We start from the raw sequence: 23,923 nt of genomic DNA, 5'->3' as shown, positions 1-23,923 counted from the left end.
GCGCGCCGCTTCACCTCGCGGCGGTGACCATCCACGTCCAGTCGAGCGGCGATCCCGCCTCGGCCTCGGCGCCCTGACCGCGCACGCGCAGCACACCACGCCGCGGGTTCGCCGACAGATGCCGCAGGATCCAGAACACCGTCTCCGGATCGTCGCTGCCTGCCGCCGCCGTGACCTCCGCGAGCGAGAGCGCCGTGCCCGCCTTCGCGCGGAGCGCCGCGAGCACGCGGAGCTCGAGATCGATCACCGCCTGCGCCGCCTTCTTCCCCGCCTCCACGCCCGGCTGGTGGTACGCGTTGATGCCCACGAGCTCCGCGTAGATCCCCACGGCCCGCTCGTAGAGCGCGATGAGCGCGCCGAGCGACGCCGCGTCGAGCGCCTCCAGCGTGATCGTGATCGCGTCGCGCCCTCGCTCGTCGAGCGCGCGACGCGTGCCTTGCAAAAATCCCGAGAGGTAATCACCCGACGTCACGCCCGGCTCCACGTCGAGGTCCCCTCGCTGCGGCGCGCGATCGAGCAGCACCTCGATGAACGTCACGAAGAAGTTGTCGACCCCGTCGCGGAGCTGCTGCACGTACGCGTGTTGATCCGTCGAGCCCTTGTTGCCGTAGACGCTGATCCCCTGCCACACCTCGCGCCCGTTCCGATCGAGCCGCTTGCCGAGCGACTCCATCACGAGCTGCTGCGCATACCGGCTGAAGAGCTCGAGCCGGTCCTTGTACGGCAAGAGCACCATGTCCTTCTTGCCCGCGCCGCCCGTCGCCGCGAGCCACGCCGCCGCGAGCTGCGCCGCCGGGTTCCTCCTCGTTACGCGTGATCGCGTCACCTCATCCATCGCGCGCGCGCCGCGCAGCATGTCCGCCACGTCGAGCCCTTGCAGCGCCGCCGGCAGGAGGCCCACCGCGCTGAGCTCGCTCGTCCGACCACCGACCCAGTCCCACATCGGGAACCGAGCGAGCAGCCCGCGCGCCACCGCGTGCTTGTCGAGCTCGCTGCCCTCGCCCGTCACGACCACCGCGTGCTTCGCGAAATCGAGCCCGGGCCGCGCGTACGCGGCCTCGGCTTCGAGCATCCCGTTGCGCGTCTCCTTCGTGCCGCCCGACTTCGAGATGACGACCGTGAGCGTCTCGGGCAGCGCGTCGCCGATCGCGTCGAGGGTCCGATCGAATCCGTCGGGATCGGTGTTGTCGAAGAACCAGACGCGCATGCGATCCGCGAGCGACGTGAGCGCGGCGGAGACGAGCTCGGGCCCGAGCGCCGAGCCGCCGATGCCGATGAGCAACACGTTGCGGAAGCGGCTCGCGCGCTCGGGGCGGATGCGCGCGGCGTGCACGTCCTCCGCGAACGAGAGCACGCGTCCGAGCGTCGACGTGATCGCGTCGCGGATCGCGGGATCCGGCGCGAGCTCGGGGGCCCGGAGCCAGTAGTGCCCCACCATGCGCCCCTCGTCGGGGTTCGCGATCGCGCCGCGTTCGAGCGCCGCCATCGCCTCGTAGGCCGCTTGAAGCCGCGGCTCGAGCGCTTCGAGGAAGCCTTCCGTCCACCGGATCCGGCTCGTGTCCAGCCAGAAGCCGAGGCGCTCTTCGTAGTACAGGTGCGCGCGAAACCGGTCGAGCCCGTCGTTCATGGTCGTAACAATCCCCGTCCGTGGCGCCGGGCCGGGCTCGTCCCCGGCCTTCCCCACTTCGTCGTGCGTACGTATGTAGCGCACCCCGGGGCTCGGGCGCCCGCCCGACCGGTGGTCTCTCGGGTTTCCAGGACCCCGGGATCCGAAAAAACTGCGCTGGCGGCGACACCGATCCCGCGTTATTTCCCTGCCGCCCCAATGCCACCCATGCAGCTTGATTTCGGCGTCAACGCAGGGTTCGTCGAAGAGCTCTACGCGCAGTACCAGGAGAATCCCGAGAAGGTCGACCCGAGCTGGAGGGCCTTCTTCGATAAACAGCGCGGTCCGTCGCAGGCAGCCGCGCCGGTGTATCGAGCGCCCGTGCAGGTCGCTCCGCCGGCGCCCCCGCCCGTGACGACGCCCGCGCCGCTCGCCGAGCCGCCGCGTTACACGAACGGCGGCCCCGCGCCCGCGCAGGCGAGCCTGTTCACGCAGGAGCCGGCGCGCCGGCAACGCCGCTCGTCGCCGCCGCCCCCGCCGCCGCCGCGCGTGCCGGGCTTCGATTTCATCTCCTCCGAGCAGGAGATGATGTCGACCGCGGCGACCCGCGCCCGCGTCTACCAGCTCGTCAACGCCTACCGCGTGCGTGGTCACCTCTTCGCGCACATCGACCCGCTCGGCCTCCCGCCGCCCGCGCCGCCCGAGCTCAACCTCGACAACTTCGACCTCAGCGACACGGACCTCGACAAGCCCTTCCCGACGGTCGACCTCGCCGGCTTGCCGGCCATCTCGTCGCTGCGCGAGATCATCAACCGCCTCGAAGAGACGTACTGCCGCTCGATCGGCGTCGAGTTCACGCACATCGAGGATCCGGTCCAGCGCATCTGGCTGCAGCGGCGCATGGAGGCGACGAAGAACCGCCTCGAGCTCAGCCGCGACAAGCAGCTCCGCATCCTGACGAAGCTCTCCGACGCGGAGATCTTCGAGCAGTTCATCCACCGGAGCTACGAGGCCGGCACGAAGCGCTTCTCGCTCGAAGGCGGCGAGGCGCTGATCCCGCTGCTCGACCTCATCATCGAGCGCGCCGGCGCCGAGGGCGTCGACGAGATCGTCTTCGGCATGGCCCACCGCGGCCGCCTCAACGTCCTGTCGAACATCCTCGAGAAGAGCCCGCGCGAGATCTTCGCGCACTTCGAGGACAAGGACCCCGAGCGCTACGTCGGCGCGGGCGACGTGAAGTATCACCTCGGCTACTCCACCGATCGCCTCACGGAGTCGGGCCACAAGGTCCACCTCACGCTCACGTTCAACCCGAGCCACCTCGAGTTCGTGAACCCCGTGGTCGAGGGCCGCGCGCGCGCCAAGCAGGACCGCCTCGGCGTCCCCGACGCCGCGCGCAAGGTCATGCCCTTGCTCATCCACGGCGACGCCGCGTTCATCGGCCAGGGCGTCGTCTCCGAGACGCTCAACATGTGCGGCCTCGAAGGCTACCGGACCGGCGGCACGATCCACGTGATCGTGAACAACCAGGTCGGCTTCACGACGAACCCGAGCGAGTCGCGCTCCACGCGTTACGCGTCGGACATCACGCGCATGCTGAAGGTCCCCGTCTTCCACGTGAACGGCGAGGATCCGGAGGCCGTCGCGCAGGTCGCGCTCCTCGCGACCGAGTGGCGCCAGCGCTTCGGCATGGATGTCGTGATCGACATGTACTGCTACCGCCGCTACGGCCACAACGAGGGCGACGAGCCGCGCTACACGCAGCCGCGGATGTACGCCGTCATCGACAAGAAGCCGACGGTCCGGCAGATGTACGTCAAGCGCCTGGTCGAGATGGGCCAGGTGAGCGAGGAGAAGGCCGAGGAGATCCTCGTCCGCCGCCGCGAGGCGCTCAACGGCGCGCTGCAGGAGGTCAAGCAGAAGGGCTTCGCGCCCGTCACGTACGCGATGGCCGGCGTCTGGACGAGCTACCGCGGCGGCCGCGACGCCGACACGCCCGAGGTGCCGACGGGCGTGCCCGCCGACAAGCTCATCGACCTCTCGCGCCGCCTCCTCGAGATGCCGGGTGACTTCAAGGTTCACCCGAAGGTCATGCCCATCCTGAAGGCGCGCCACGATCGCCTCGTGAAGGGCGAGCCCTTCGACTGGGGCACGGGCGAGATGCTCGCGTACGCCACGCTCCTCTCCGAGAAGACGCCCCTGCGCCTCTCGGGCCAGGACGTACGCCGCGGGACGTTCAGCCATCGCCACGCGGTCGTCGTCGACATCGAGACGGGCGCGAGCTTCTCGCCTCTCTCGCGCGTCGCGGAGGGCCCCGCGCGCCTCGACATTCACAACAGCCCCCTCAGCGAGGCGGGCGTGCTCGGCTTCGAGTTCGGCTACGCGCTCGACTACCCCGACGCGCTCGTCATCTGGGAGGCGCAGTTCGGCGACTTCCTCAACGGCGCGCAGGTCATCGTCGACCAGTTCATCACGTCGAGCGAGGACAAGTGGCACAGGCTCACGGGCCTCGTCCTCTTCCTCCCGCACGGCTACGAGGGCCAGGGCCCGGAGCACTCGAGCGCGCGCATCGAGCGCTTCCTCCAGAACAGCGCCGAGGACAACATCCAGGTCTGCAACCTGACGACGCCGGCCCAGCTCTTCCACGCGCTGCGCCGCCAGATCCTTCGCCCGTGGCGCAAGCCGCTCGTCATCGCCACGCCGAAGAGCCTGCTCCGCGTCGCCACCACGGCCAAGGGCCCGCGCCCCGTCTCCACGATCGACGACCTCGCGAACGGCAGGTTCCAGCGCGTGATCGGCGACGACACGGTCGATCCGTCGGACGTGAAGAAGATCCTGCTCTGCTCGGGCAAGGTCTACTACGACCTCGCCGTGACGCGGGAGCAGCGCGGCCTGAAGGACGTGGCCATCGTGCGTCTCGAGCAGCTCTTCCCGCTGAACCAAGAGCTCACGAACGCGCTCGCGAACTACAAGGACGGCACGAAGCTCGTGTGGGTCCAGGAAGAGCCGATCAACTACGGCTCCTGGTATTACATCAACGCCACCCTGCCCCAGTTCCTCGGCGGACGCTTCCCGCTCTCCGTCGTGGGCCGTCAGCCGAGCGCGAGCCCCGCGACCGGATCGAAGGCGAGCCACAACCTGGAGCAGAAGCGCCTCATGGACGAAGCGTTCGCCTGACCCCTAGGCGGACCGACCCATGGTAACCTCCGTGTGCACGCCACCCCGTGCGCACGGAGGTTTTTTCATGATTCGCGTCTCGTTCGGATTGTCAGCGCTCCTCGTCGTTTCCCTCCTCGGCTGCTCGGCCGGCGTCGACGACGGAGGCTCCGCCCCTGGCGATACGACCGCCACGGGCACGGGCGGCAGCGGCGGCACGGGCGGCAGCGCCGCCAGTACGGGCGGCAGCGGCGGCACGGGCGGCAGCGGCGGTACGGGCGGCACGGGCGGCAGCTCTGGCACGAGCGGCGGCGGCGGCTCCGCGATGCTGACGTGCGCCGAGATCGAAGTGGAGCTCCCGAAAGAGCAGCAGGCGATCATGAGCTGCACGGCCGACGTCCAGTGTGGCCAGGAGCTCAAGGGCACGAGCTGCGGCTGCACGCACAACCTCGTCGCTCGCCTCGACGCGGACGCGACGCGGTTCTACGAGCTGCTCGAGCAGTCGCAAACGCTCGAATGCACCGAGATGGTCTTCGGCCCGTGCGATTGCCCGAACGCGAACGGGTTCGTCTGCAAGAACGGCTTCTGCACCTGGAACTACGTCCCGTGAGGGGATGCGCGGCGAGGGCTCACACCTCGCCGAACCGTACCGCGTACACCGGCGGCAGGTGATTCGAGATCGTCTGCCACGAATCCCCCCCGTCCTCGCTGATCCAGAGCGATCCCGTCGTCGTCCCGAACGCCAGCACCTCCCCCGTGCCGTCCACGTCGAGGCCGTGGCGGTACGTCAGATCGAACGCGTTCGTCTGCGGCAAACCCTTGTCGAGCACCGTGAAGCTCGCTCCGCCGTCGCGCGTCCGGGCCACCACCACCTTCCCGTCGACCGGGATTCGTTGCTCGTCCTTCTTCGCGGGCACCACCCATGCCGTCTCCGGGTCCCGCGGGTGCACGGCCATCGTGAAGCCGAATTTGCTCGGCTTCACCGACGTCACCTCGCGCCACGTCTTTCCTCCGTCCGTCGAGCGGAAGAGCCCGTTGTGGTGCTGCGTCCAGAGCGCATCGGGCTGCGCGGCGCAGGCCACGAGCCGGTGCGGATCCTGGATCCCCGGATCGTCCCGCCGCTCGGGCGGCATGTATTCGGCGTACATGCCCTTCGTCCGCGTCTCCCACGTCGCGCCGTCGTCCGTCGAGCGCCACACCCCCCCGCAGGAGATGCCCACCGTCACCCCGCCTCGATCCACGCAGATCGAGTGAATCCCCGGCCAGTCGTAACCGCCGCCGAACCAGCCCTTCCGGGTCGGGTGATCCCACAGCGAGCGCACGAGCTCCCACGATTCCCCGTGGTCCTTCGATTGGAACAGCCCCCCTGGGATCGTCCCGCACCAGAGATGCCCCGGCTGATCCTCGCGCCCTGCTTCCAGGCTCCACAGAAGCTCGACCCGCTGCGGCCATTCTCGTCCGTCCGGCGTCTTCTCCGGCTCTGCTCCCTCGGGCAGCGGCGGATAGGCCGGCGCCGTGATCTCCTCCCACGTCTCGCCCACGTCCCGCGACCGCCGGAGCTTCACCCCGAAATGCCCCAGCGAGAGCGCCGCGTACAGCGTCCCGTCCCGCCGATCCGGCAGCACCATCGAGACATTGTCGCCGAGGAACGAGACCTCGCCGATCGTCCATCCCGACGGCTTTCGATCGACACGGAAAAGCCCTTTGCGCGTCGCCACGAACAACTTGCTCGACATGGCCCTCTAACCCCCGGAAAGCGCCTGCATCACGTAGATCACCGAGCCCTCGCCCACCGCGTCCCCGAGGCGCGTCCGATCCGTCGCCTGAGCGCCGTCGACGAAGATCACCACGTGCTTCCGCACGACGCCTTGCTCGTCGAGGACGTACCCCCGCACGGCCGGCTCCACGGTGAAATACGCGTCGAGGGCCTCGCGGACGGTGCGCCCTTCGACGTCACGCGCCGGGCAGGGGACGTGCCTCGCGATATGCTGTGTGAACGTGACGCGCGGCATGCGGCGAGCAGCGTCGCGGACCCGGCGTGGGTTTGTCAAGGCCAGGTTTTCCTCCTCGGAAGGAATTTCCCGTTGCCTCCATCAGGAACAGCCCGACTTGCCTGTCTGGAGGCGGGCCGCTTCCGTCTTCCGCGGAATGAAATCCGTCCCTTGAGATACTACTTACGTGTGATTGCTTTTTGACGCCGAGCGGGTGGAACATCGCACCATGGGAAATCCCCCGCGCGACCACGCTGGCGATCGCGAGAGGCGAGAGCCAGGCAAACACGACTCTGGACTGTTCCTGGCCGAACGGGCGGGGCGCGCGCAGCAAGAGGAAGTCGGAGCGGGGCGGGGGGTCGCCGCGCTGCGCGAGAGTGAGGAGCGCTTCCGGCTGGCGACCGAGGCCATCCGCGGCACGGTCTACGACTGGGATTTCCAGACGAACCACGTCTGGCGCTCCGGGGGCCTCGTCGAGATGCTCGGCTTCTGGCCCGAGGAGATCCCGGCCACCGACACATGGTGGCGCAGCCGCATCCACCCCGAGGACCTGAAGAGCTTCTCCGGCCGCACCACGATCCGCAGCCTGAATCAGCCGGTCGTCGACGCGGAGTACCGCATCCGCCACCGCGACGGCCACTGGATCTGGGTCTGGGACCACGCCCGGCTCATCCACGACCAGATGGGCACGCCCGTCCGCTTGATTGGCTGCGTCATCAGCATCGACGCCCGCAAGCGCGCCGAGCAGGCCCTCTGCGAGAGCGAGGAGCGCTTCCGCGCCATGGCCGACACCGTGCCCGAGATCCTTTTCACGGCGCTCGCCGACGGCCGCGGCGATTACATGAACCAGCGCATGCACGAGTACACGGGCATGTGCGGCCCGGATGACGTCGCCTGGATGCAATGGATCCACCCGGACGACCTCCCCGCCGTCCGCGCCCACTGGACCGAGGTGATGACGGCGCGCGTCGAGGCCGAGCCCGTCGCCGTGGAGTTCCGCCTGCGGGGCAAGGACGGCTCGTACCGCTGGTTCTGCGGCCGCTCGCGGCCGATCCGCAACGAGAAGGGCGCCATCACGAAATGGTTCGGCGCCATGGCCGACGTGCACGACTTCAAGGCCGCGCAGCAAGCCCTGCGCGAGAGCGAGGAGCACCTCCGCCTCGCCACCGAGGCCGGCGGCGTCGGGACCTTCTCGTTCGACCTCCTCGAACGCCAGGCCTTCTGCTCGGAGACGACCCGCAAGCTGCTCGGCCTGCCGGAAGGCGAGGTCTTCCAGCGGAGGCTTCTTTTATCGTCCGTGCACCCCGAGGATCGCCCGGAGGTCAACCGCGCGACGCGCTGCGCCTTCGAGTCCGAAGCGCCTTGCCGCTCGCAGTTCCGCATCCTGCGCGGCGGCCAGGAGGTGCGCTGGATCGAGCTCATGGCGCACGTGCGCAGGGACGGCGAAGGCAAACCCGCGGCCCTCTACGGCGCGCTGATCGACGTGACCGAGCGCAAGCGGCTCGAAGAGGAGCGCGACGCCCTGCTCGACAGCGAGCGTGCCGCCCGGCGCGACGCCGAGCGGGCGAACCGCCTCAAGGACGACTTCCTGGCCATCGTCTCGCACGAGCTCCGCGCGCCGCTCAACGCCATCCTCGGCTGGTCCGACATGCTCCGCCGTGGCGCGCTCTCGCAGGACGGCACGAGCAAGGCGCTCGACGTGATCGAGCGCAACGCCGCCCTGCTCGGCCGCCTGATGGGCGACATGCTCGACATGGAGCGCATCCGCGTCGGCAAACTCAAGCTCGACACGTGCCTCTGCGACCTCGCCCGCGCCGTCGACGTCGCCCTCGAGACCATGCGCCCGATGGCGAACGAGCGGCAGATCAAGCTCGAGCGCACGGACACGCTCACGGCCGTCGAGGTGCTCGGCGACCCGGCGCGCCTCCAGCAGATCGTGTGCAACCTCCTCAGCAACGCCATCAAGTTCAGCTCGCCCGGCGGCACCACCGAGGTCTCGCTCGCGTGCGCGGGCTCCTCCGTGACGCTCACCGTGCGCGACGACGGCCTCGGCATCCGGCCCGACAAGCTGCCGCACCTCTTCCAGAAGTTCCGGCAGGCGGACGCGTCGTCCGCGCGGCGGCAGGGCGGGCTCGGCCTCGGGCTCTCGATCGTGAAGGACCTCGTCGTGCTCCACGGCGGCACGGTGCGGGCCGAGAGCGAGGGGATCGGCCGTGGCGCGACGCTCATCGTCGAGCTCCCGCTCGCGTCGGAGGACGGCGCCGCGCTCCCCTCGATACGCGAGGGAGGCCCCTGCCTCGAAGGCCTCCACGTCCTCGTCGTCGACGACGAGCAAGGCGCGCGGGAGGTCCTTTCACGCTTGCTCGGCGAGGAGGGCGCCGAGACCCGGACGGCGTCGAGCGCGGCGGAGGCGCTCCACGTGATCCGGTCCGGCTGGCCCTCCGTCGTGCTGAGCGAGCTCGGTTTGCCTGGGGAGGACGGGTTTCACCTGGTCCGCGCCGTGCGGAGCGACGAGCTTGCCGCGTCGATCCCCGTCGTGGCCGTCACGGCCTTCACCCGCGACGCCGACCGAGCCCGAGCTTTGCGCGCGGGCTTCGACGGCCACGTTGGAAAGCCCATCGAGCCGCATCGCCTGTTCGACGAGCTCGGCCGGATCCTCGGGACGGTCGCGCCTACCAGCGGTGGTATGCGGGATGGCCCTCTTTCACCGCGACGAACGTCCCGCGGCACGTCGCCGTGACCTTCCCGCCGGCCTCGAGCGTCGCCTCGATCACGCATCGATCTTCGGCCACGTCGGCCACGCGCGCCTTGAGCTGCACGGGCCCGAGCGGCGTCGGCCGCCGCAGTTTTACGTGAAAATCGGCCGTCACCGTGCACGGGGGTTTGTCGAGGCCACCTCGCACCATCAGGTGATGCGCCGCCGTCCAGTTCGAATGGCAATCGAGCAGCGCGCCGATGATCCCGCCATTGAGCATGCCCGGGAACGCCTGGTGGTACGGCTCGGGCACCCACGTGGCCGTGACCTCGTCTCCTTCCACGTGGCTCTTGATCCGGAGCCCCTTCTCGTTGGCCGGTCCGCAGCCGAAGCAGCAGCTCTGGGGCGCGTACCGGTCCTGCAAGCTTTGCTGATCCATCTTTCTCATTCCTTCACGCGATGGTCATGCCGCCATCGACCACGATCGTCTGCCCCGTGAGGAACGATGCCGCATCCGAGGCGAGGTACAGCGCCGCCCCGGCGATCTCGTCCGGCTGCCCGTACCTTCCGACCGGCGTCCGCCCCACGACCCGGTCGACGAGATCCTTGTTCTGCACGATCGCCGAGGCGAACCGTGTATCCACGAGCCCCGGCGCGATCGCGTTGACGCGGATCCCGCTCGCAGCGAGCTCGACCGCCATCGTCTGCGTCATCGACACGACTGCGGCCTTCGTCATCCCGTACACGCCTTGCAGCGGCGCTGCCGACAGCCCCGCCACGCTCGTCACGTTCACGATCGCGCCTGGCGCGTTGCGATCGACGAGGTGACGGACGAGCTCACGCGACGTGTAGAAATACCCCTTCAGGTTGACCTCGATCGTCTTGTCGAACGCCGCGTCGTCCGCCGTCATGAGCGGCCCGAAATGAGGGTTCGTCGCCGCGTTGTTGACGAGGACGTCCACCTTCCCGAACGCCGCGATCACCTGCTGGAAGAGCTTCTGCACATCGTCGGCCTTGCCCGTGTGGCACGTGAACGCCGAAGCGGTCACGCCTTCCTTGCGCAGCCGCTCGGCTGCCACGTCGAGCCCTTCCTTCTTCCTCGACGCGATCGCCACCTTCGCTCCGCTCTGCCCGAGCGCCTTGGCGATCGACTCGCCGATCCCTCGGCTGCCTCCGGTCACGATCGCGACCTTGCCCTCGACGTTGATGAAGCTCGTCATCTTGCGGCGGCATCCTCGCGAATCCCCGCTTGCTTGCCAAGCGAGGTTTTTGCTTCAGCCGCTCGAGCGGGCTCTGCGCGTGTGCAGTAGGCGCCTGCTCGTTCGTGATCCACGGCGGGCCTCGCTCGTTTCGCCGGGAACATGCTGCTCGTCACCCGCCTGGCACGTACGCTGCTCCACCCCTCGCCGCGGGCGGCGCTCGATTCCGGCGCCCGAAGCCAGGGGGGAATGAAACCATGACACGAACGATGGGAATCGCGGTCGCGACCTTCGCGCTCGCCGCGGCGAGCGCCGGCACGGCCTCGGCGCAAACGTTGGTGCGCGAGACCGAAATGGAGCCGCGGGGCCAGATCGGCGCACCGATGAACGCTTTCGAGATCCAGGTCGATTCGGGCTACAACCAGGGCTTCGGCCCCGCCGTGCCCGCGACCGAGGGCACGACGACGACAGACCTCGGCGGCGCGGGCCTCGGCGCGGGCCTCGGCCTCCACTACCGCGCGAATCCGTACTCGTCGGTCGGTATCAGCGGCAGTTACAACATGCAAAACCTCCCTCGCGGCGCGGAGATACGCGGCGCGACGGCGGGCATCGACGGCGTCTTCCACGTGGCCCCCTACTCGCGCCTCGACCCGTGGGTCTCGGTCGGCGCCGGGTATCGCATGATGTGGGAGCAACCCACGGGCCGGAACAACGACATGTTCGTGCACGGTTTCCAGCTCGCGAAGGCCAAGGTCGGCGTCGACATCCGCGTGAGCGAGAGCGTCGCGCTCGCCCCGACGATCGGCGGCGATCTCAGCATGTTCCTCTGGCGCAACCCCGAGGGCCGCGTCGGGACGCAGATGGTCGACGCGCCGCGCCTGAACGCCTTCGTCTTCGCGGGCGTCACGGGCCGCTTCGACGCCGGCGGGGAGCGCGCTCGCCCGGTGACGATCGTGGGTCGCCGGTAAAATCAGCACGCGTGACCACGCGTGTGAGGGGGCGGGCTTGGGGCCTGCCCCCTCGTTTCATTTCGCGCCTGGCCATGTGCCTCGGCCGGCGGTATGTGCCGAGGCCGCCGATGAAGCTCTTCGTGCTCCTCGCGATCCTCACGGATTGTCGCCGCGACACCCTCGACAGCCCGGACGCGCTGCGCGCTGCGCTCGACGCCGCCGTCGCGGCGGGACCGTTCACGGGCCTCGGCACGCTCGTCGTCCCGTTTTCGCCGCAGGGCGTCACCGCGTGCGCCGTCGTCGGCGAGAGCCACATCGCGCTGCACACGTGGCCCGAAGAGGGCAGGCTCTTCGTCGACGTCGCCTCGTGCAGCACGAAGGAGAGCGTCGAGCGCGCGCTCGTTGCGATCCGCTCCGTGTTCCCCGAGGGAAAACTCGCCGTGCTCGATGAGCGCGTGCTCGATGGCGGCGTGATCTCCAGCGTTGCCCGGTGACGGGGCTCTTGCGGTCGTCATAGAGGCCGCGTAAAACCGCGTCCCGATGGCGAGCAACGTCCAGCAAGATCCCGCGGCGCAGCAGTGGTCGGGACCCAAGTCGAAGAAGGAGATCCTCGGCCATCCGGCCGGCCTCTTCGTGCTCTTCACCACGGAGATGTGGGAGCGGTTCTCCTACTACGGCATGCGCGGCCTCTTGAAGCTGTACCTGGTGAACTACCTGTTCGTCACGTACCGCCAGAGGTTCCAGGGCCAGGCGTACGACGCGACCGGCAACCCGGGCGACGTCTTCGGCTGGAGCGTCATCCGCGGCTTCTTGCCCGACGTCGATCCCGCCACGCTCACGCAGTGTGTGAACGAGAAGGTCGGGCTCCTCGTCCAGGGGGATCCGACGAAGAACATCGCGCCGATGGCCGCGGACATGGCGCAGAGCGTGGCGCAGCAGACCTGCTCCATGCAGCCCGTCGCCTCGGCGATTTACGGCTGGTACACCGGCCTCGTCTACCTGACGCCCCTCTTCGGCGGCTTCATGGCCGACCGCTACCTCGGCCAGAAGCGCTCGGTCTTCCTCGGCGGCGCCCTCATGGCGCTCGGCCAGTTCGTCCTCTTCGGCGCCGAGAACCTCTTCTTCCTCGGCCTCCTGCTCCTCATCATCGGCAACGGCTTCTTCAAGCCGAACATCTCGACCCAGGTCGGCAACCTCTATCCACCCGGCGACAAGCGCCGCGACGGCGCGTACACGATCTTCTACATGGGCATCAACTTGGGTGCGTTCCTGACGAACCTCGTCTGCGGCACCCTCGCCCAGAACAACGGCTGGCGGTACGGCTTCCTCGCGGCGGGCATCGGCATGGTGCTCGGCCTGGTGATCCAGTTCTTCTTCGGCCCGAGCACGCTCGCGCCGGACACGCTCAAGAAGCGCGAGGACAACAAGGGCGAACCCCAGGCCGTGGTGAAGGAGGAGAACGAGGGGCAGCGCATGGGCGCGCTCGTCATCCTCTGCGCGCTGAACATCATCTTCTGGGCCGTCTACGAGCAGCAGGGCAACACGATGCAGACGTGGGCCGACGAGAAGACCGTCTGGCCCGTCATCTTCGGCTTCCAGATCCCCTCGACCTGGTTCCAGTCGTTCAACCCGTTCTTCATCTTCCTCTTCGCGCCGATCCTGGACCGCATCTGGGCCGCGCAGGCGAAGAGCGGCAAGGAGATGTCGAGCGTCACGAAGATGGCCGTCGGCTGCATCATCCTCGGCCTCTCGTTCATCGTGATGGTCGGAGGTGCGCAGGTGATCGGCGGGGGCAAGGGCAGCGTGATGTGGCCGCTCGTCTGCACGGCGCTGCTCACGATTGGCGAGCTTTACCTCTCGCCGATCGGCCTGTCGCTCGTGACGAAGGTTTCGCCGGTGCGGTTCGTGTCGATGATGATGGGCATGTGGTTCATGTCGAGCTTCTTCGGCAACATCCTGAGCGGCTACATCGGCATTCTCTACACGAAGTGGTCGCCGACGAACTTCTTCCTCCTGCTCATGGGCCTCGGCGTCGCCGCCGGCCTCGCGATCGCGGCGTTCAACAAGCCGCTCCGCAAGGCGATGGGCAATCACTGAAGTAAAACCGCAGACCGCCGCGCCGGGGCGCCGCCCCGGGCCCCGCGGGGACTGTTCGCCCCTCGACCCGAACCAGCGCAAGCGCTGGACTCGGGGTGGAAGAACTGCGCTCCGCGCAGTTCTTCCAACGGGCCGATGAGAGAGCCTTGCCAGTCGAAAGGGCAGCGCGGCAATGCGCTCGCCGGTCTTGATTTGGCCTGTTCGAGGAACTGCGCATCGCGCAGTTCCTCGACGAACGGTCCAGCGCTTGCGCAGGCCCCGTGTCCAGGGGCGGATAGCCCCGGTGGGGTCTGGGGCAACGCCCCAGCGAAGCGCCTCCCAGATGAGACCAATCTTCGAATGAGCCGTCCCTCGGGACGACCCATCGGCCGAGGCTCGGCTGGGAGCCTCGGCCGATAGGACGCGATCAGTTCGTCTTCGTGCAGATCGAGGTGGTGAAGCGCCCGTTGATCGTATTCTCCTCCGCTTCGGCGAGCAGACCGATCGTGACCTTGTCTGCCGAGACGGACTCGACGTTCAAGATACCCTCGGAGGCAACCACGTTTTGTCCGGGCGCGGTGACGAAGGTAATCGTCTGGCTGCCGTTGAGGTCGGTGAGCTCGAGCTTGAGAGGATATTCGCCGGCCGTCTTCGGCGCGCTGAACAGGATCTGCGTGTCGGACTGGGCGAAGCTGTCGCACGCGGGGACTTCCATCGGAAACAAGCTGACCGAGAACCGGTCGCCGTCGTCCGTCACGACAGCCGACTTCATCGTCCAGCTCGCCCCGGCGACCGTTCCCTGCGGCGCCTGGTCTTCGATGTCGTCGACGCTGAATCCCCCGCCGCACGCGGCGAGGAGGGTGGTTCCCAAAGCAAGGATTGCAAGGCGGATCTTCATGTTCACGAGGTATGCCCTTTCTCAGCTCGTCAAGCTGCGATGGGCGCCTTAGCACCAGGCATGCCAGCTCATTTGGGCGCCATTTCGAGCTCTTTGGCGAGAGGGGCCGTGAATGCGGTGTAACCGTTCGTTGACGGAGCGTGTGGACCACATTGGGGCGCCCGTCGAATTCGTGCTTTCGGTGAATATCGACGACGCCCCCACGGCCCCTTCCCGGGTCTCTACCGGTGGTGAACCCCTCGTCGTGCGGCAATCGTTTCGGCGAAATATCGAGCACGCCTTCGACCCGAGGATGTGGCCGAGGCAGGCAGTCTCGCTACGCCAGACGGGGAGAAGGAGCGAGAGACGCGTCAGTCATAGCAGCAGAGCGCACCGGCGCTCGGATTGGACGCACAGCCACCGAAGAAGTTGGGAGTCGTCTCGTTCTCGTACGTGCACCCCGTCCACGTGCAGGAGTTTCCTTCCGCATCCGAGTTGCCAGAGCAGACACGCATCGGACGTTTGCTTTTCCCAGCGCCGTCAATGTCGCCGCAGCCTGTTCCCGTGGGGGTTGCCTTGGCGGCGCAGTTGTTCGAACCCGAGCCGGTATAGCCAAGGTCCGATGCCCCATTGTCAACCCAGTAGATGTGCCCGGGGGACGCCACCCCCCGATTGGCGTTCCACTCCTCGGCGGTGCACACGTGCATCCGATAGCCGCAGAGGCTCTCTCGGTTGGCATAGGACACGGTGCCCGCGCAGCCAACCATGCCCGAAGAGAAAGTCTGTTCGACGCTGCCATCCGCACAAGGACGATTCGCGCAGCAGAGCGCGCCTGCCGTGGGGTTGCCGACACATCCTCCCCAATGATTCGAATTGGATGAAGTTTGGTACTTGCATCCAGTCCAGTTGCACGTATTCCCCTCTGCATCCGAGGTCCCCGAGCAGATTCGCATCGGTGAGTTTCCGCTGTTGCCGCACGTCGTGCCCGCAGGCGAGTCGGTCAGGTAGCGTGCCGAACAGCTGCCCGAAGAGCCGTGAAAGCCCAATTCGGTGGAGCCATAGTCCGTCCAGTAGATGTGCTCCGGGGCTTCTGTGCCTCTCCTGTCTTCCCATTCGTCTGGCGTGCACACATGGGTCTCGGAGCCGCACAGCGTATCCTTATTTGGATAGGTTACCGTACCTGGGCACCCCCACATCTCGTCGCCCAATTTTTCAGCAGGAACCCCATCTGCACAGAGCTTGGTTTCATCCCAAGCGTCAACGATGTCATCCAAGGATGTGCCTGAGTAGATGTTGTTGCTCAGGATCAACGCCGTCCCAGGAGAGTCCTTGAAGAAGACGAACCACGAATTGTACCTTACGCTGCTTACGGGGAGCTGGCCTCCCTTCTGCAGAAAAGGAGTCCCGCCGATGGTCGTCCCCGAACCATCAGCACCGTAGCCTGTCTGGAAAACCATATCGACAGCCGTCGGCGACAGGATATCTCCAGCATACAGCTTGGAGAAGAACTTGGCTGTGTCGTACGCCGTCAGACTGAATCCACCAGTTCCGCATCCTGTATTGAAGTCCGCACCGAGCTGGGCGCCCGCGGTTGTACTCACAGCACCATTCGGATAGGCGAAGGGTGAACGGGAGAGAGTGTGGTAGCAGCCTGAGTATGCCGCTTCCCATCCAAGATAGTTATCCCTCACGTACGCATCCAAGAGATGCCCTGCAGTATAAATCTCCGACTGACCGAGATCCGAAGCTTCCTGGGGCAGGTTGGTCGTCATGTTGGCAATGAGCAGTCCGAGCAACTCATAACCCATGTTATTGTACGCAGGGGTACCGCTGTCGAGGCACACACCGCTGACCGGATCCGTGTCGCAACCCGCTGTGAACCAGCTCGTGAACCCTGAAACGCTGTTCCAGGACCCCCCTGGCATGCCGCTCGTGTGTTTCAACAGCTGATGAAAGGTAATGTATTCCACGCCCGGGCCTCGGGACGACCACATCGAGCTAGGGATGTAGGCTGCAATGGTGGACAGGGGACTTATGTTGTATGCATCAAGAACTTCCGCCACGCGCGCTGCCGTGATGGTCTTGGAAACACTCCCGATGGGCATCGGAATGTCGAAGGTCATGGTCGAGATAGCGGTGCTGTGGGTCGACACGTCCGCGGCGCTCACAGCGAACCCGTGATTGCGCATGATCTCGCAGAACTGGCCATTGGGTTGTTTGCGAACAATCGCCAATTGCGTTCCGCCGTGCAGATTGAAGCGGTCCTCGACTCTATCCGCAAACGCTGACAGTTCTGCGTTATTGGCCGTATCGCATGCGGCCCGGGCATCGGTGGGATACGCCATCAGGGCCATGGCAGAACCAACGAGACCCAAGACCGTTTTTCTTTCCAACATCGCACACCTTTCGACGGGGTTCGCAGATGGTCAGCGCGTCTCGAGCGCCAGTGACATCTGATCCCTTACGACAACAAGTAATGATCCCTGCTCATCGGCCCCGGGGGGGGAGCCTGGTTGACCAGGGAACCGACCAAGGACACACACTGCCACGGGTCCGATGCGCTTGACAACGGAATTGTTGAAGATTTAGGCATCGATGGTACATTGATGCCGTACTTTTTTCTTCGTGTTCAACACAACGGCCGAAGGTCCAGCGCTTGCGCAGGCCCCGAGTCCCGGGGCGGATAGCCCCGGGTGGGGGAGGTAACGCCCCAGCGAAGCGTCTCCAGATGAGACCCATGCTCAGGCGGCGAGGGCAGCGGGGGCGACGGCTGTCTGTCAGAGCCCGTTGGGGACCACGGTGAGGGTGGCGGAGCCCTTGTTGGTCAGGATGAGATCGTCGTACCCATCGCCATCCAGGTCGGCGACGGCAATGGCGTTGAGGCCGGGCGAGGTGCCGGTCGTGACGAGGGCGCCTGCGGTGAAGGTTCCGTTGCCATTGCCGGTCATCGGGCGGACGCCGCCCGTGGCTGCGGTGGCAAGGATGTAGGCGTCGAGTTTGTCGTCGCCGTTGAAGTCACTGGCCACGACCCCCAGCGCCGAGTTGGCCACCGCGCTGGCTCCCGTGGCGGATTGCACGCCGTTCGCGACCGTGCCGTCGCCGTTCCCTTTGAAGAAGAAGAGGTATGCGCCGGCCGCGCCGTTCGCGAGGATGTCGAGCTTGCCGTCTCCATCGGCGTCGCCGAAGGCGATGCCCGCGGTCTGGCCGTTGAGCGCGTTCGTGTAGGAGACCGGTGCGGCGAATGAACCATCGCCCTGGTTGATGAGGATCGAGAGGCGCGCGCTGCTGGGGCTCGTCACCACGATTTCGGGGCGGCTGTCGCCGGTCAGGTCACGGCAGGCGATCGTCGACTGAACGCCGGTGGAGGGGATGGTGATGAGCACGGGCGCGCCGAAGCTGCCCGCGCCGGTGCCGAAAATCACGCTCACCTGGTTCGTGACCACGCTGGTGGTTGCGATGTCGACCTGCCCATCGCCGTCGAAGTCCCCCGCGCAGAGGTGGACCGAGCCCGGGGCGCCGGTGGTGAAGCTCGTCAGCGCGCCGAAGGTCCCGGGCGTGCTCGCGCCGAGGTTGCGGTAGACGCTGATGTTCCCGTTGGTGGCGGGCAGGTTGGTCTGGCCGTCGACGGTGACGGCGTCGAGCCACCCGTCGCCGTCCACGTCGGCCGCCACCACCGCATTGCTGGACAGCGGGGCGCCCGCATAATTGACCTCCGCCTGGACGGTTGCGTCGCCGTTGCCGTAGAAAACGGAGACCGAGCCGGAGGGGCTCATCGTCGAGCCCAATTCGGCGTTGGCCACCAGGATGTCGAGCTTGCCGTCGCCGTTCACATCGGCGACCGCTGGAGCCAGCGGGGTGTGCATCGCCGGGACGCTGATCGGCGTGCCGGGCACCTGGCCGGAGGGCGGAGCCTGGCAGGCGCCATTCGAGCAGATGTCGCCCGTCGAGCACGCGAGGTTGCACGCGTTGCAGTGGTCGGCGTTGCTCTGGAGGTTCGCCTCGCAGCCGTCGGACGCGACCCCATTGCAGTCTGCGAGGGTGCCGGCGCAGGCCTCGCATTGGGTCCCCTCGTAGGTGGGCGCGCATTGGCACGTGTAGCCGTTGATGCCGTCGGTGCACGTGCCGCCGTTCTGGCAGGGGTTCGGGGTGCAATCGTCGACGTTGGTCTCGCAGTTGGTCCCGGTATAACCGGGCGCGCATTGGCACGTGTAGGCATTGATGCCGTCGGTGCACGTGCCGCCGTTCTGGCACGGGTCGGGGGCGCAATCGTCGATGTTGATATCGCAAATCGTCCCGGTGAAGCCGGGCGCGCACTGGCACGTGTAGCTTTCGACGCCGTCGGTGCACATCCCGCCGTTCTGGCAGGGGTTGGGGGTGCAATCGTCGACGTTGGTCTCGCAGTTCGTCCCGGTGTAGCCGGGCGCGCACTGGCACGTGTAGCCGTCGACGCTGTCGGTGCAGGTCCCGCCGTTCTGGCAGGGGTTGGGAGTACAGCCGTCGACGTTGGTTTCGCAGTTCGTCCCGGTGTAGCCGGGCGCGCACTGGCACGTATAGCCTTCGACGCCGTCGGTGCACGTGCCGCCGTTCTGGCAGGGGTTCGGGGTGCAATCGTCGACGTTGGTCTCGCAGTTCGTCCCGGTGAAGCCGGGCGCGCATTGGCACGTGTAGCCGTCGACGCCGTCGGTGCAGGTCCCGCCGTTCTGGCAGGGGTTGGGGGTGCAGCCGTCGACGTTGGTCTCGCAGTTCGTCCCGGTGAAGCCGGGCGCGCACTGGCACGTGTAGCTATCGACGCCGTCGGTGCATGTCCCGCCGTTCTGGCACGGGTTGGGGGTGCAATCGTCGACGTTCGTGCACGTGCTGGGCTGCTCGGAGCAGGTCCAGCCGCTCTCGACCGCGCAGTCGCTGGAGCAGCCATCGCCGCTCGCCTCGTTGCCGTCGTCGCAGGTCTCTGGCGCGGCGAGGGCACCGTCGCCGCACAACGCGTTCACGCCGCCCTTGCCGTCGTCGAGCTCGCTGCGATCGACGCGGGCGATGATCTCGCAACCCGTCGATCCGAGCATCGCCCCGAAGACGAGCGCCCAGTAGCCCAACCGCCCAGCCACATGCAACGTCGTCACGTTCATGGAAGATGAAGAAGAGTGCATCATCGGAGCACGCTTATAGCCGAAAGCGCACGCGCGCGGTGGACCTTCGCAATGTCCGCGGTTCTGTCACGGATCATTCCTGCGCTTTTTGAACAGCTCTGCAGTTTTTGAACAGCGCGCCTCGCCGCGTCGAAACTCCGCCCCCAAAAAGAAAGGCCCCCTCGGACGAACCGAGGGGGCCTTCTTCATTTCGATCGATTCGCCGTGGCGACGATCAGCCGAACAGCGGCAGCTCTTCCTTCTCCTTGATCGGGAAGCGCGCCGCGACCTCGTTTTGATCGATCCCCGCGAGCCTGCGAAGCGCGCGGTGCACGTGGCCGGGCTTCAGGCGGACGCCGCCGCCCTCGACCGGCTCGAGCGTCTTCGGGTCGATGTTCATCGGGTTGTGACGCTCGGTCGTCTTGCCGATGACCTGATTGCCCGGGATGCCCGCGCCCATCATCAGCATGCTGGTGATCGACCAGTGGTCCTTGCCGTTGCCGGAGTTGTACCCCGGCGTGCGGCCGAAGTCGGACCCGACGACGATCACCATATTGCCCCAGACGCCCGTCGCCTTCGCCTCTTCGACGAGGTAGTCGATGCCGTCCCAGAGCTCGGCCAGGCGCCCGAACTGCTGATCGTCGTTGTTGCCGTGCGTGTCGAACCCGCCGATGCCCAGGTTCGCGCTGACGCAGATGCCGGCGCGGTAGGCGGCGAGCGCGATTTGCGCCTGACGACGGAGGTTCGAGTTCTCGAGCTGCGTGGGCAGGTACTCCGTCAGCTTCTTGAGCTCGTTTTGCCCCGAGCGCGCCGTGAACAGCATACCCATCGACTGCTGGATGCGCGGCAGGTTCTGCTTCTCGGAGTACGCCAGGTGGCGGGCGGAGCGCGTCTCGGCGATGCGCGCCTCCGTCTCCTCCGTGTAGTACGGCGTCTTGCTCTCGTCGTACATCGGGTCGATGATGTTCGGGTAGGCGATGCGACGGATCGCGTCGATGTTGCCCACCCGGGTCACCGCCACGGTGCCGGCCGTCGTGTCGTAGCCGCCGTACGAGATGTACGCCATCGGCAGCGAGCCGCCTGCGACGGCGGCCGTGAGCGCGGCGAACGAGGCCTTGTTCTCGGCCAAGGTGCCCGCCCACGTCACGCGCGTGCCGACGTCGTGGCTGTTCGTCGACGTATCGACGGCGTTCAGGACCATGAGGTCGTTCACGTACTTGTCGAAGAACTTCTTGTTCGCGCCGTCCGGATCCGGGGCGTACCGCATCGGGAGCTTGCTCGTGCTCCCGACCGCCGTCCCGACCGTGTCCGCGAGGTAATGGTTCATCGGATCGGGATCATCCGGCCCCTTCGAACCCTTCGGGTCGCAGTGGCTCGTGACGTCCCAGCCGCCGCCGGCGTGGATCATGACCCAGAACTTGCCCGTATAGGGCGCGGCTCCGGCGTCGCTGGTGAACGGGATGGTGCTAGCGGCAACGCCGAGCCCCGCCGTCGATGCAATCTTGAGGAAATCTCTTCGGTCCATGGGGGCTCGCCTCTCACTCGTAAAGGAAGTGGTAGTCGGACAGCATGTACGTCACGACCGTCATCCACGACCGGATGACGTAATTCGGATCCTCACGCAGGCGATCCTCTTCGGGCAGCGGCGTACGCGTCCAGTAGTCGTTCTCCACGCGGCACGGGCCGGCCAGCCACGTCGAGTATTTGCCCTCGGGCTGCGACGCGTCGCTCATGCCCTTCACGCCCTCGCGGTACGTATCGAGGAAGAGCTTGTAGGTCCGCTCGATCTCGGGATGCCCGTCGGGCAGCGTCTCGCCGAGGATGTGCTTGTGGAGGTGCTGGATGTTCTTCTTGATGGCCACGACGGCGGGCTCGACCGGGAAGCCATTCTTGTCTTCCGGCTCGAAGCTCGTCTCGACGTACGGGAAGAGCATGCGCTCCTCCGGCACCTTCCACATGTCGCGCGGGACGGCGATGCAGGACATCTCGTTCGCCATGCGCTCGCCGATGTTCGCCATGATGCCGTTCGGGCTGATCACGCGCTTGACCACGTCGGCCGAGTCGATGCCGCCGTAAAGCATGCGGTAGGCATCGCTGCGGAGCAGGTAGTCGTACGTGCCGCCGTTGTCCTCGTACGCGCGGGGACGCCACGGATAGCCGAGGACGGCGTGGATCTTCCGGTGGAGCTGCTCGGGCGTGATGAGGCGGCCCATGCCGACCTCGCCGAGCCGCGCCTTGCCGGCCGCGTCGAGCGCGCCGCTGTTCTTCGCGCGGAAGTAGGGCGAGTGGACGATCTGCTTCACGACGACCTTGAGGTCGTAGCCTGAAGCCTCGAACTCGTGCGCGATCTTGCTGAACTCCGTGTACTCGGCGAGGTACGCCTGGAACTCGGTCGAGAACTCGGTCGCCTTGGGGTCTTGCGGCGCCACGAGCGGCTTCTGGCCCGTGAGGCCCTCGAAGACGATGTACACGGCCGAGAGGGCGAAGCGCGGGTCTGCGGCGATGCGCGGGGCGAGCCACTGCAGGCCTTGCGGCAGGAGCTCGTACGGCGTCTTTTCGCCCTTGAAGCCCGGCGGACGCATGTCGTCGAGCGGAGGCGTCATCGGATCGTAGGCCGCGCGCCCGTTCCAGTGCCGGAACGCGCCGGCGACCGGATCGATCTCCACGTGGCATTGCTGGCAGGCGGTCGCGTTGAGGGTCGGGTTGACCTCGGTGATGAGCGTCTGATCGAGCGGCTGCTGGCCGGTCTTCAGGATGTCGGTGCCGAGGAAGAACTGGTAGACCATGCGCGCGCGCGCCCGGTTCCGGTTCGTCTCCGTCGTCGGGAACCGGTTCAGGAACATCGGCGACGAGAGAACGCCGGCGTGCGGCAGGCTCGGGATCTGCGCCTCGATGAACTCGTTCGGGTCGGAGTCGTTCTTGAAGGGCAGGTCGTCGCCGAGCATGAACGCCTTCGCGGAGAAGGGGTTCACCATGATGTAGTTCGCCGTCAGGATCTCGCTGAACGGCCGGTTCTCGCGCACCACGTGGGCCACGAGCTCGAGCGGCTCGCGCGCCACGCCGCGGTTCGTCCAGGAACGCAGCTTGTTGTAGAGGTCGTCGGCGTTCCAGGCGCCGTACTTGTCGATGGCGTCTTCCATCGCCTTCGGCTCGGCGTTCGCGCCCTCGAAGAACTGGTCGTACCAGTAGGGGTTGTAATAATCGATGTCGTTGAGGAGCTGCACCGCGTCCTCGTTCCCCAGGTAGCGATCCGTGAGGAACTGGTCGTTGTAGATCTCCTTCAGGCGCGTGTAGAACGTCTCCTCGGTCATCATCTTGTCGAGGACCGGATCGAGCGCGCGGATGCCGCCGGCCTCGATGGCATCTTCTTCTTCCACGGTGGGCAGTCGGCCGACCAGGGAGAGCGCGGCCTTGCGGAGCGTCTCGGCGGGCGTCGCGAGCTGCACGCCCGTGAACGTCGCCGAGAGGTTCGTCTCGCAGGAGGAGGGCTCGTTGAAGCGATTCACGAGCTCCTCGAGCGCCTTGAACTCGTCGCTGCCCGGCTGGATGGCCACGCCGCCCGGATGCTTGCGGGACGCGGTGCCGCCGGTGGGCATGGCGAGGAGCTGCGACATGCCGTCCTGCTGGAGGGCGGCGGCGTTCTTCATGATCTCGTAGTTCGTGTCGAGAAAGCCTGCTTCGCTGCTGCCTCGAAGCACGAGGCTCGAGTCCTTCGCGACCCCGTTCGAGGTATGGCAGGCGATGCAGTTGTTCGAAAGGATCGGAGCCCAGACCTGCTCGGCGAAGAACATCTGGTCCGAAACGCACGGACCATCGTCCTCCCCAGCGATGCAGCCGGTGAACCCCAGCGCGCCGATCGCGGCCAGGGACACCAGTCCAATGGAGCCAAGATGTTTTCCGAGTCGTCTTCGCGTTCGCGGCATGAGCGGCCTCGTAGGTGGTTCCAGCCTCGTAAGGACGAGCCTGGAAAGTCATACGTAACGGAAGCTCTCTTCTACACGAGGACCGCCGCCTCTGGAATGGTGGGAATCTAGGCCCTACTTCCCTACCTTGGGGCCATTACGGAGAAGGAATGGACTTTTCCCCTCGCAGCATAACGCGAAGGCGCGTCCGCGAGGCTCGATACGTCACGCAAGGTTGCGTGCGTATTCTCGATTTTGGCGAAATCAGGCCCCGCCGGCGCCGCCGGCTCCGCCCGCACCACCGGCGCCGGCGGCCCCACCGGCGCCACCGGCTCCACCCGCGCCGCC

16 protein-coding genes and 1 pseudogene are annotated in these 23,923 nt (G+C 66.9%); 6 read left to right on the top strand and 11 right to left on the bottom strand.

The features are described from left to right. Positions 1-10: 10 nt before the first annotated feature. Positions 11-1,627, bottom strand: a complete 1,617-nt coding sequence (locus tag QHF83_RS44420; RefSeq protein ID WP_282424182.1) for a glucose-6-phosphate isomerase — start codon at positions 1,625-1,627, stop codon at positions 11-13. A 207-nt stretch (positions 1,628-1,834) separates the two neighbouring features. On the opposite strand from QHF83_RS44420, the gene QHF83_RS44415 reads away from it, so the two are divergent. Beyond that, positions 1,835-4,783, top strand: a complete 2,949-nt coding sequence (locus QHF83_RS44415) for a 2-oxoglutarate dehydrogenase E1 component (RefSeq protein ID WP_282424181.1) — start codon at positions 1,835-1,837, stop codon at positions 4,781-4,783. Positions 4,784-4,850: 67 nt separating this feature from the next. Further along, positions 4,851-5,372, top strand: a complete 522-nt coding sequence (locus QHF83_RS44410) for a hypothetical protein (protein ID WP_282424180.1) — start codon at positions 4,851-4,853, stop codon at positions 5,370-5,372. A 19-nt stretch (positions 5,373-5,391) separates the two neighbouring features. Here the strand turns inward: QHF83_RS44410 and QHF83_RS44405 are convergent, their stop codons facing one another. Next, complete coding sequence (locus QHF83_RS44405; RefSeq protein WP_282424179.1) at positions 5,392-6,498, bottom strand: hypothetical protein; 1,107 nt, start codon at positions 6,496-6,498, stop codon at positions 5,392-5,394. Positions 6,499-6,504: 6 nt separating this feature from the next. After that, positions 6,505-6,774: a MoaD/ThiS family protein gene (locus QHF83_RS44400; RefSeq protein WP_282424178.1), complete on the bottom strand. Its 270-nt coding sequence runs from the start codon at positions 6,772-6,774 to the stop codon at positions 6,505-6,507. Positions 6,775-6,982: 208 nt separating this feature from the next. On the opposite strand from QHF83_RS44400, the gene QHF83_RS44395 reads away from it, so the two are divergent. Then, the gene (locus QHF83_RS44395) at positions 6,983-9,493 is read left to right on the top strand and encodes a PAS domain-containing protein (RefSeq protein ID WP_282424177.1); all 2,511 of its coding nucleotides are present in this window, start codon (positions 6,983-6,985) and stop codon (positions 9,491-9,493) included. On the opposite strand, the gene QHF83_RS44390 is transcribed toward QHF83_RS44395, so the two are convergent. Together QHF83_RS44390 and QHF83_RS44385 are read right to left on the bottom strand one after the other, a co-directional pair. Next, positions 9,426-9,896: a PaaI family thioesterase gene (locus tag QHF83_RS44390; RefSeq protein ID WP_348980521.1), complete on the bottom strand. Its 471-nt coding sequence runs from the start codon at positions 9,894-9,896 to the stop codon at positions 9,426-9,428. The two genes, QHF83_RS44395 and QHF83_RS44390, sit on opposite strands and share 68 nt — an antisense overlap. A gap of 4 nt (positions 9,897-9,900) precedes the next feature. Beyond that, on the bottom strand, positions 9,901-10,668 hold the full coding sequence (locus QHF83_RS44385; protein ID WP_282424175.1) for a glucose 1-dehydrogenase: 768 nt from the start codon (positions 10,666-10,668) through the stop codon (positions 9,901-9,903). Between the two features lie 236 nt (positions 10,669-10,904). On the opposite strand from QHF83_RS44385, the gene QHF83_RS44380 reads away from it, so the two are divergent. The 3 genes from QHF83_RS44380 (at position 10,905) to QHF83_RS44370 (ending at position 13,694) form a co-directional block, all read left to right on the top strand. Next, positions 10,905-11,615: a hypothetical protein gene (locus tag QHF83_RS44380; RefSeq protein ID WP_282424174.1), complete on the top strand. Its 711-nt coding sequence runs from the start codon at positions 10,905-10,907 to the stop codon at positions 11,613-11,615. A gap of 110 nt (positions 11,616-11,725) precedes the next feature. Beyond that, on the top strand, positions 11,726-12,091 hold the full coding sequence (locus QHF83_RS44375) for an S-adenosylmethionine decarboxylase (RefSeq protein WP_282424173.1): 366 nt from the start codon (positions 11,726-11,728) through the stop codon (positions 12,089-12,091). A gap of 46 nt (positions 12,092-12,137) precedes the next feature. Then, complete coding sequence (locus tag QHF83_RS44370; protein ID WP_282424172.1) at positions 12,138-13,694, top strand: peptide MFS transporter; 1,557 nt, start codon at positions 12,138-12,140, stop codon at positions 13,692-13,694. A 406-nt stretch (positions 13,695-14,100) separates the two neighbouring features. Here the strand turns inward: QHF83_RS44370 and QHF83_RS44365 are convergent, their stop codons facing one another. The 6 genes and pseudogenes from QHF83_RS44365 to QHF83_RS44340 form a co-directional block, all read right to left on the bottom strand. Then, the gene (locus QHF83_RS44365; RefSeq protein WP_282424171.1) at positions 14,101-14,571 is read right to left on the bottom strand and encodes a hypothetical protein; all 471 of its coding nucleotides are present in this window, start codon (positions 14,569-14,571) and stop codon (positions 14,101-14,103) included. Between the two features lie 350 nt (positions 14,572-14,921). Beyond that, on the bottom strand, positions 14,922-16,946 hold the full coding sequence (locus QHF83_RS44360) for a serine hydrolase domain-containing protein (protein ID WP_282424170.1): 2,025 nt from the start codon (positions 16,944-16,946) through the stop codon (positions 14,922-14,924). Positions 16,947-17,327: 381 nt separating this feature from the next. Continuing rightward, positions 17,328-19,697 (bottom strand): FG-GAP-like repeat-containing protein, encoded by a 2,370-nt coding sequence (locus QHF83_RS44355; RefSeq protein WP_282424169.1) that lies wholly within the window; start codon positions 19,695-19,697, stop codon positions 17,328-17,330. A gap of 211 nt (positions 19,698-19,908) precedes the next feature. Beyond that, positions 19,909-21,198 carry a DUF1501 domain-containing protein gene (locus QHF83_RS44350; protein WP_282424168.1) on the bottom strand — a complete coding sequence of 430 codons (1,290 nt, stop codon included), beginning with the start codon at positions 21,196-21,198 and terminating at the stop codon, positions 19,909-19,911. A gap of 13 nt (positions 21,199-21,211) precedes the next feature. Further along, positions 21,212-23,545, bottom strand: coding sequence for a hypothetical protein (locus QHF83_RS44345; RefSeq protein ID WP_282424167.1), 2,334 nt, complete (start codon positions 23,543-23,545; stop codon positions 21,212-21,214). A 173-nt stretch (positions 23,546-23,718) separates the two neighbouring features. Next, a pseudogene (locus tag QHF83_RS44340) lies at positions 23,719-23,923 on the bottom strand (hypothetical protein); the annotation flags it as partial.

The sequence above is a fragment of the Polyangium sp. 15x6 genome, from assembly GCF_029960785.1.
In the GTDB taxonomy this organism is placed as follows: domain Bacteria; phylum Myxococcota_A; class Polyangia; order Polyangiales; family Polyangiaceae; genus Polyangium.
The sequence above is the reverse complement of the archived record's forward strand: the minus strand, read 5'-3'. Positions and strand labels throughout refer to the sequence as shown.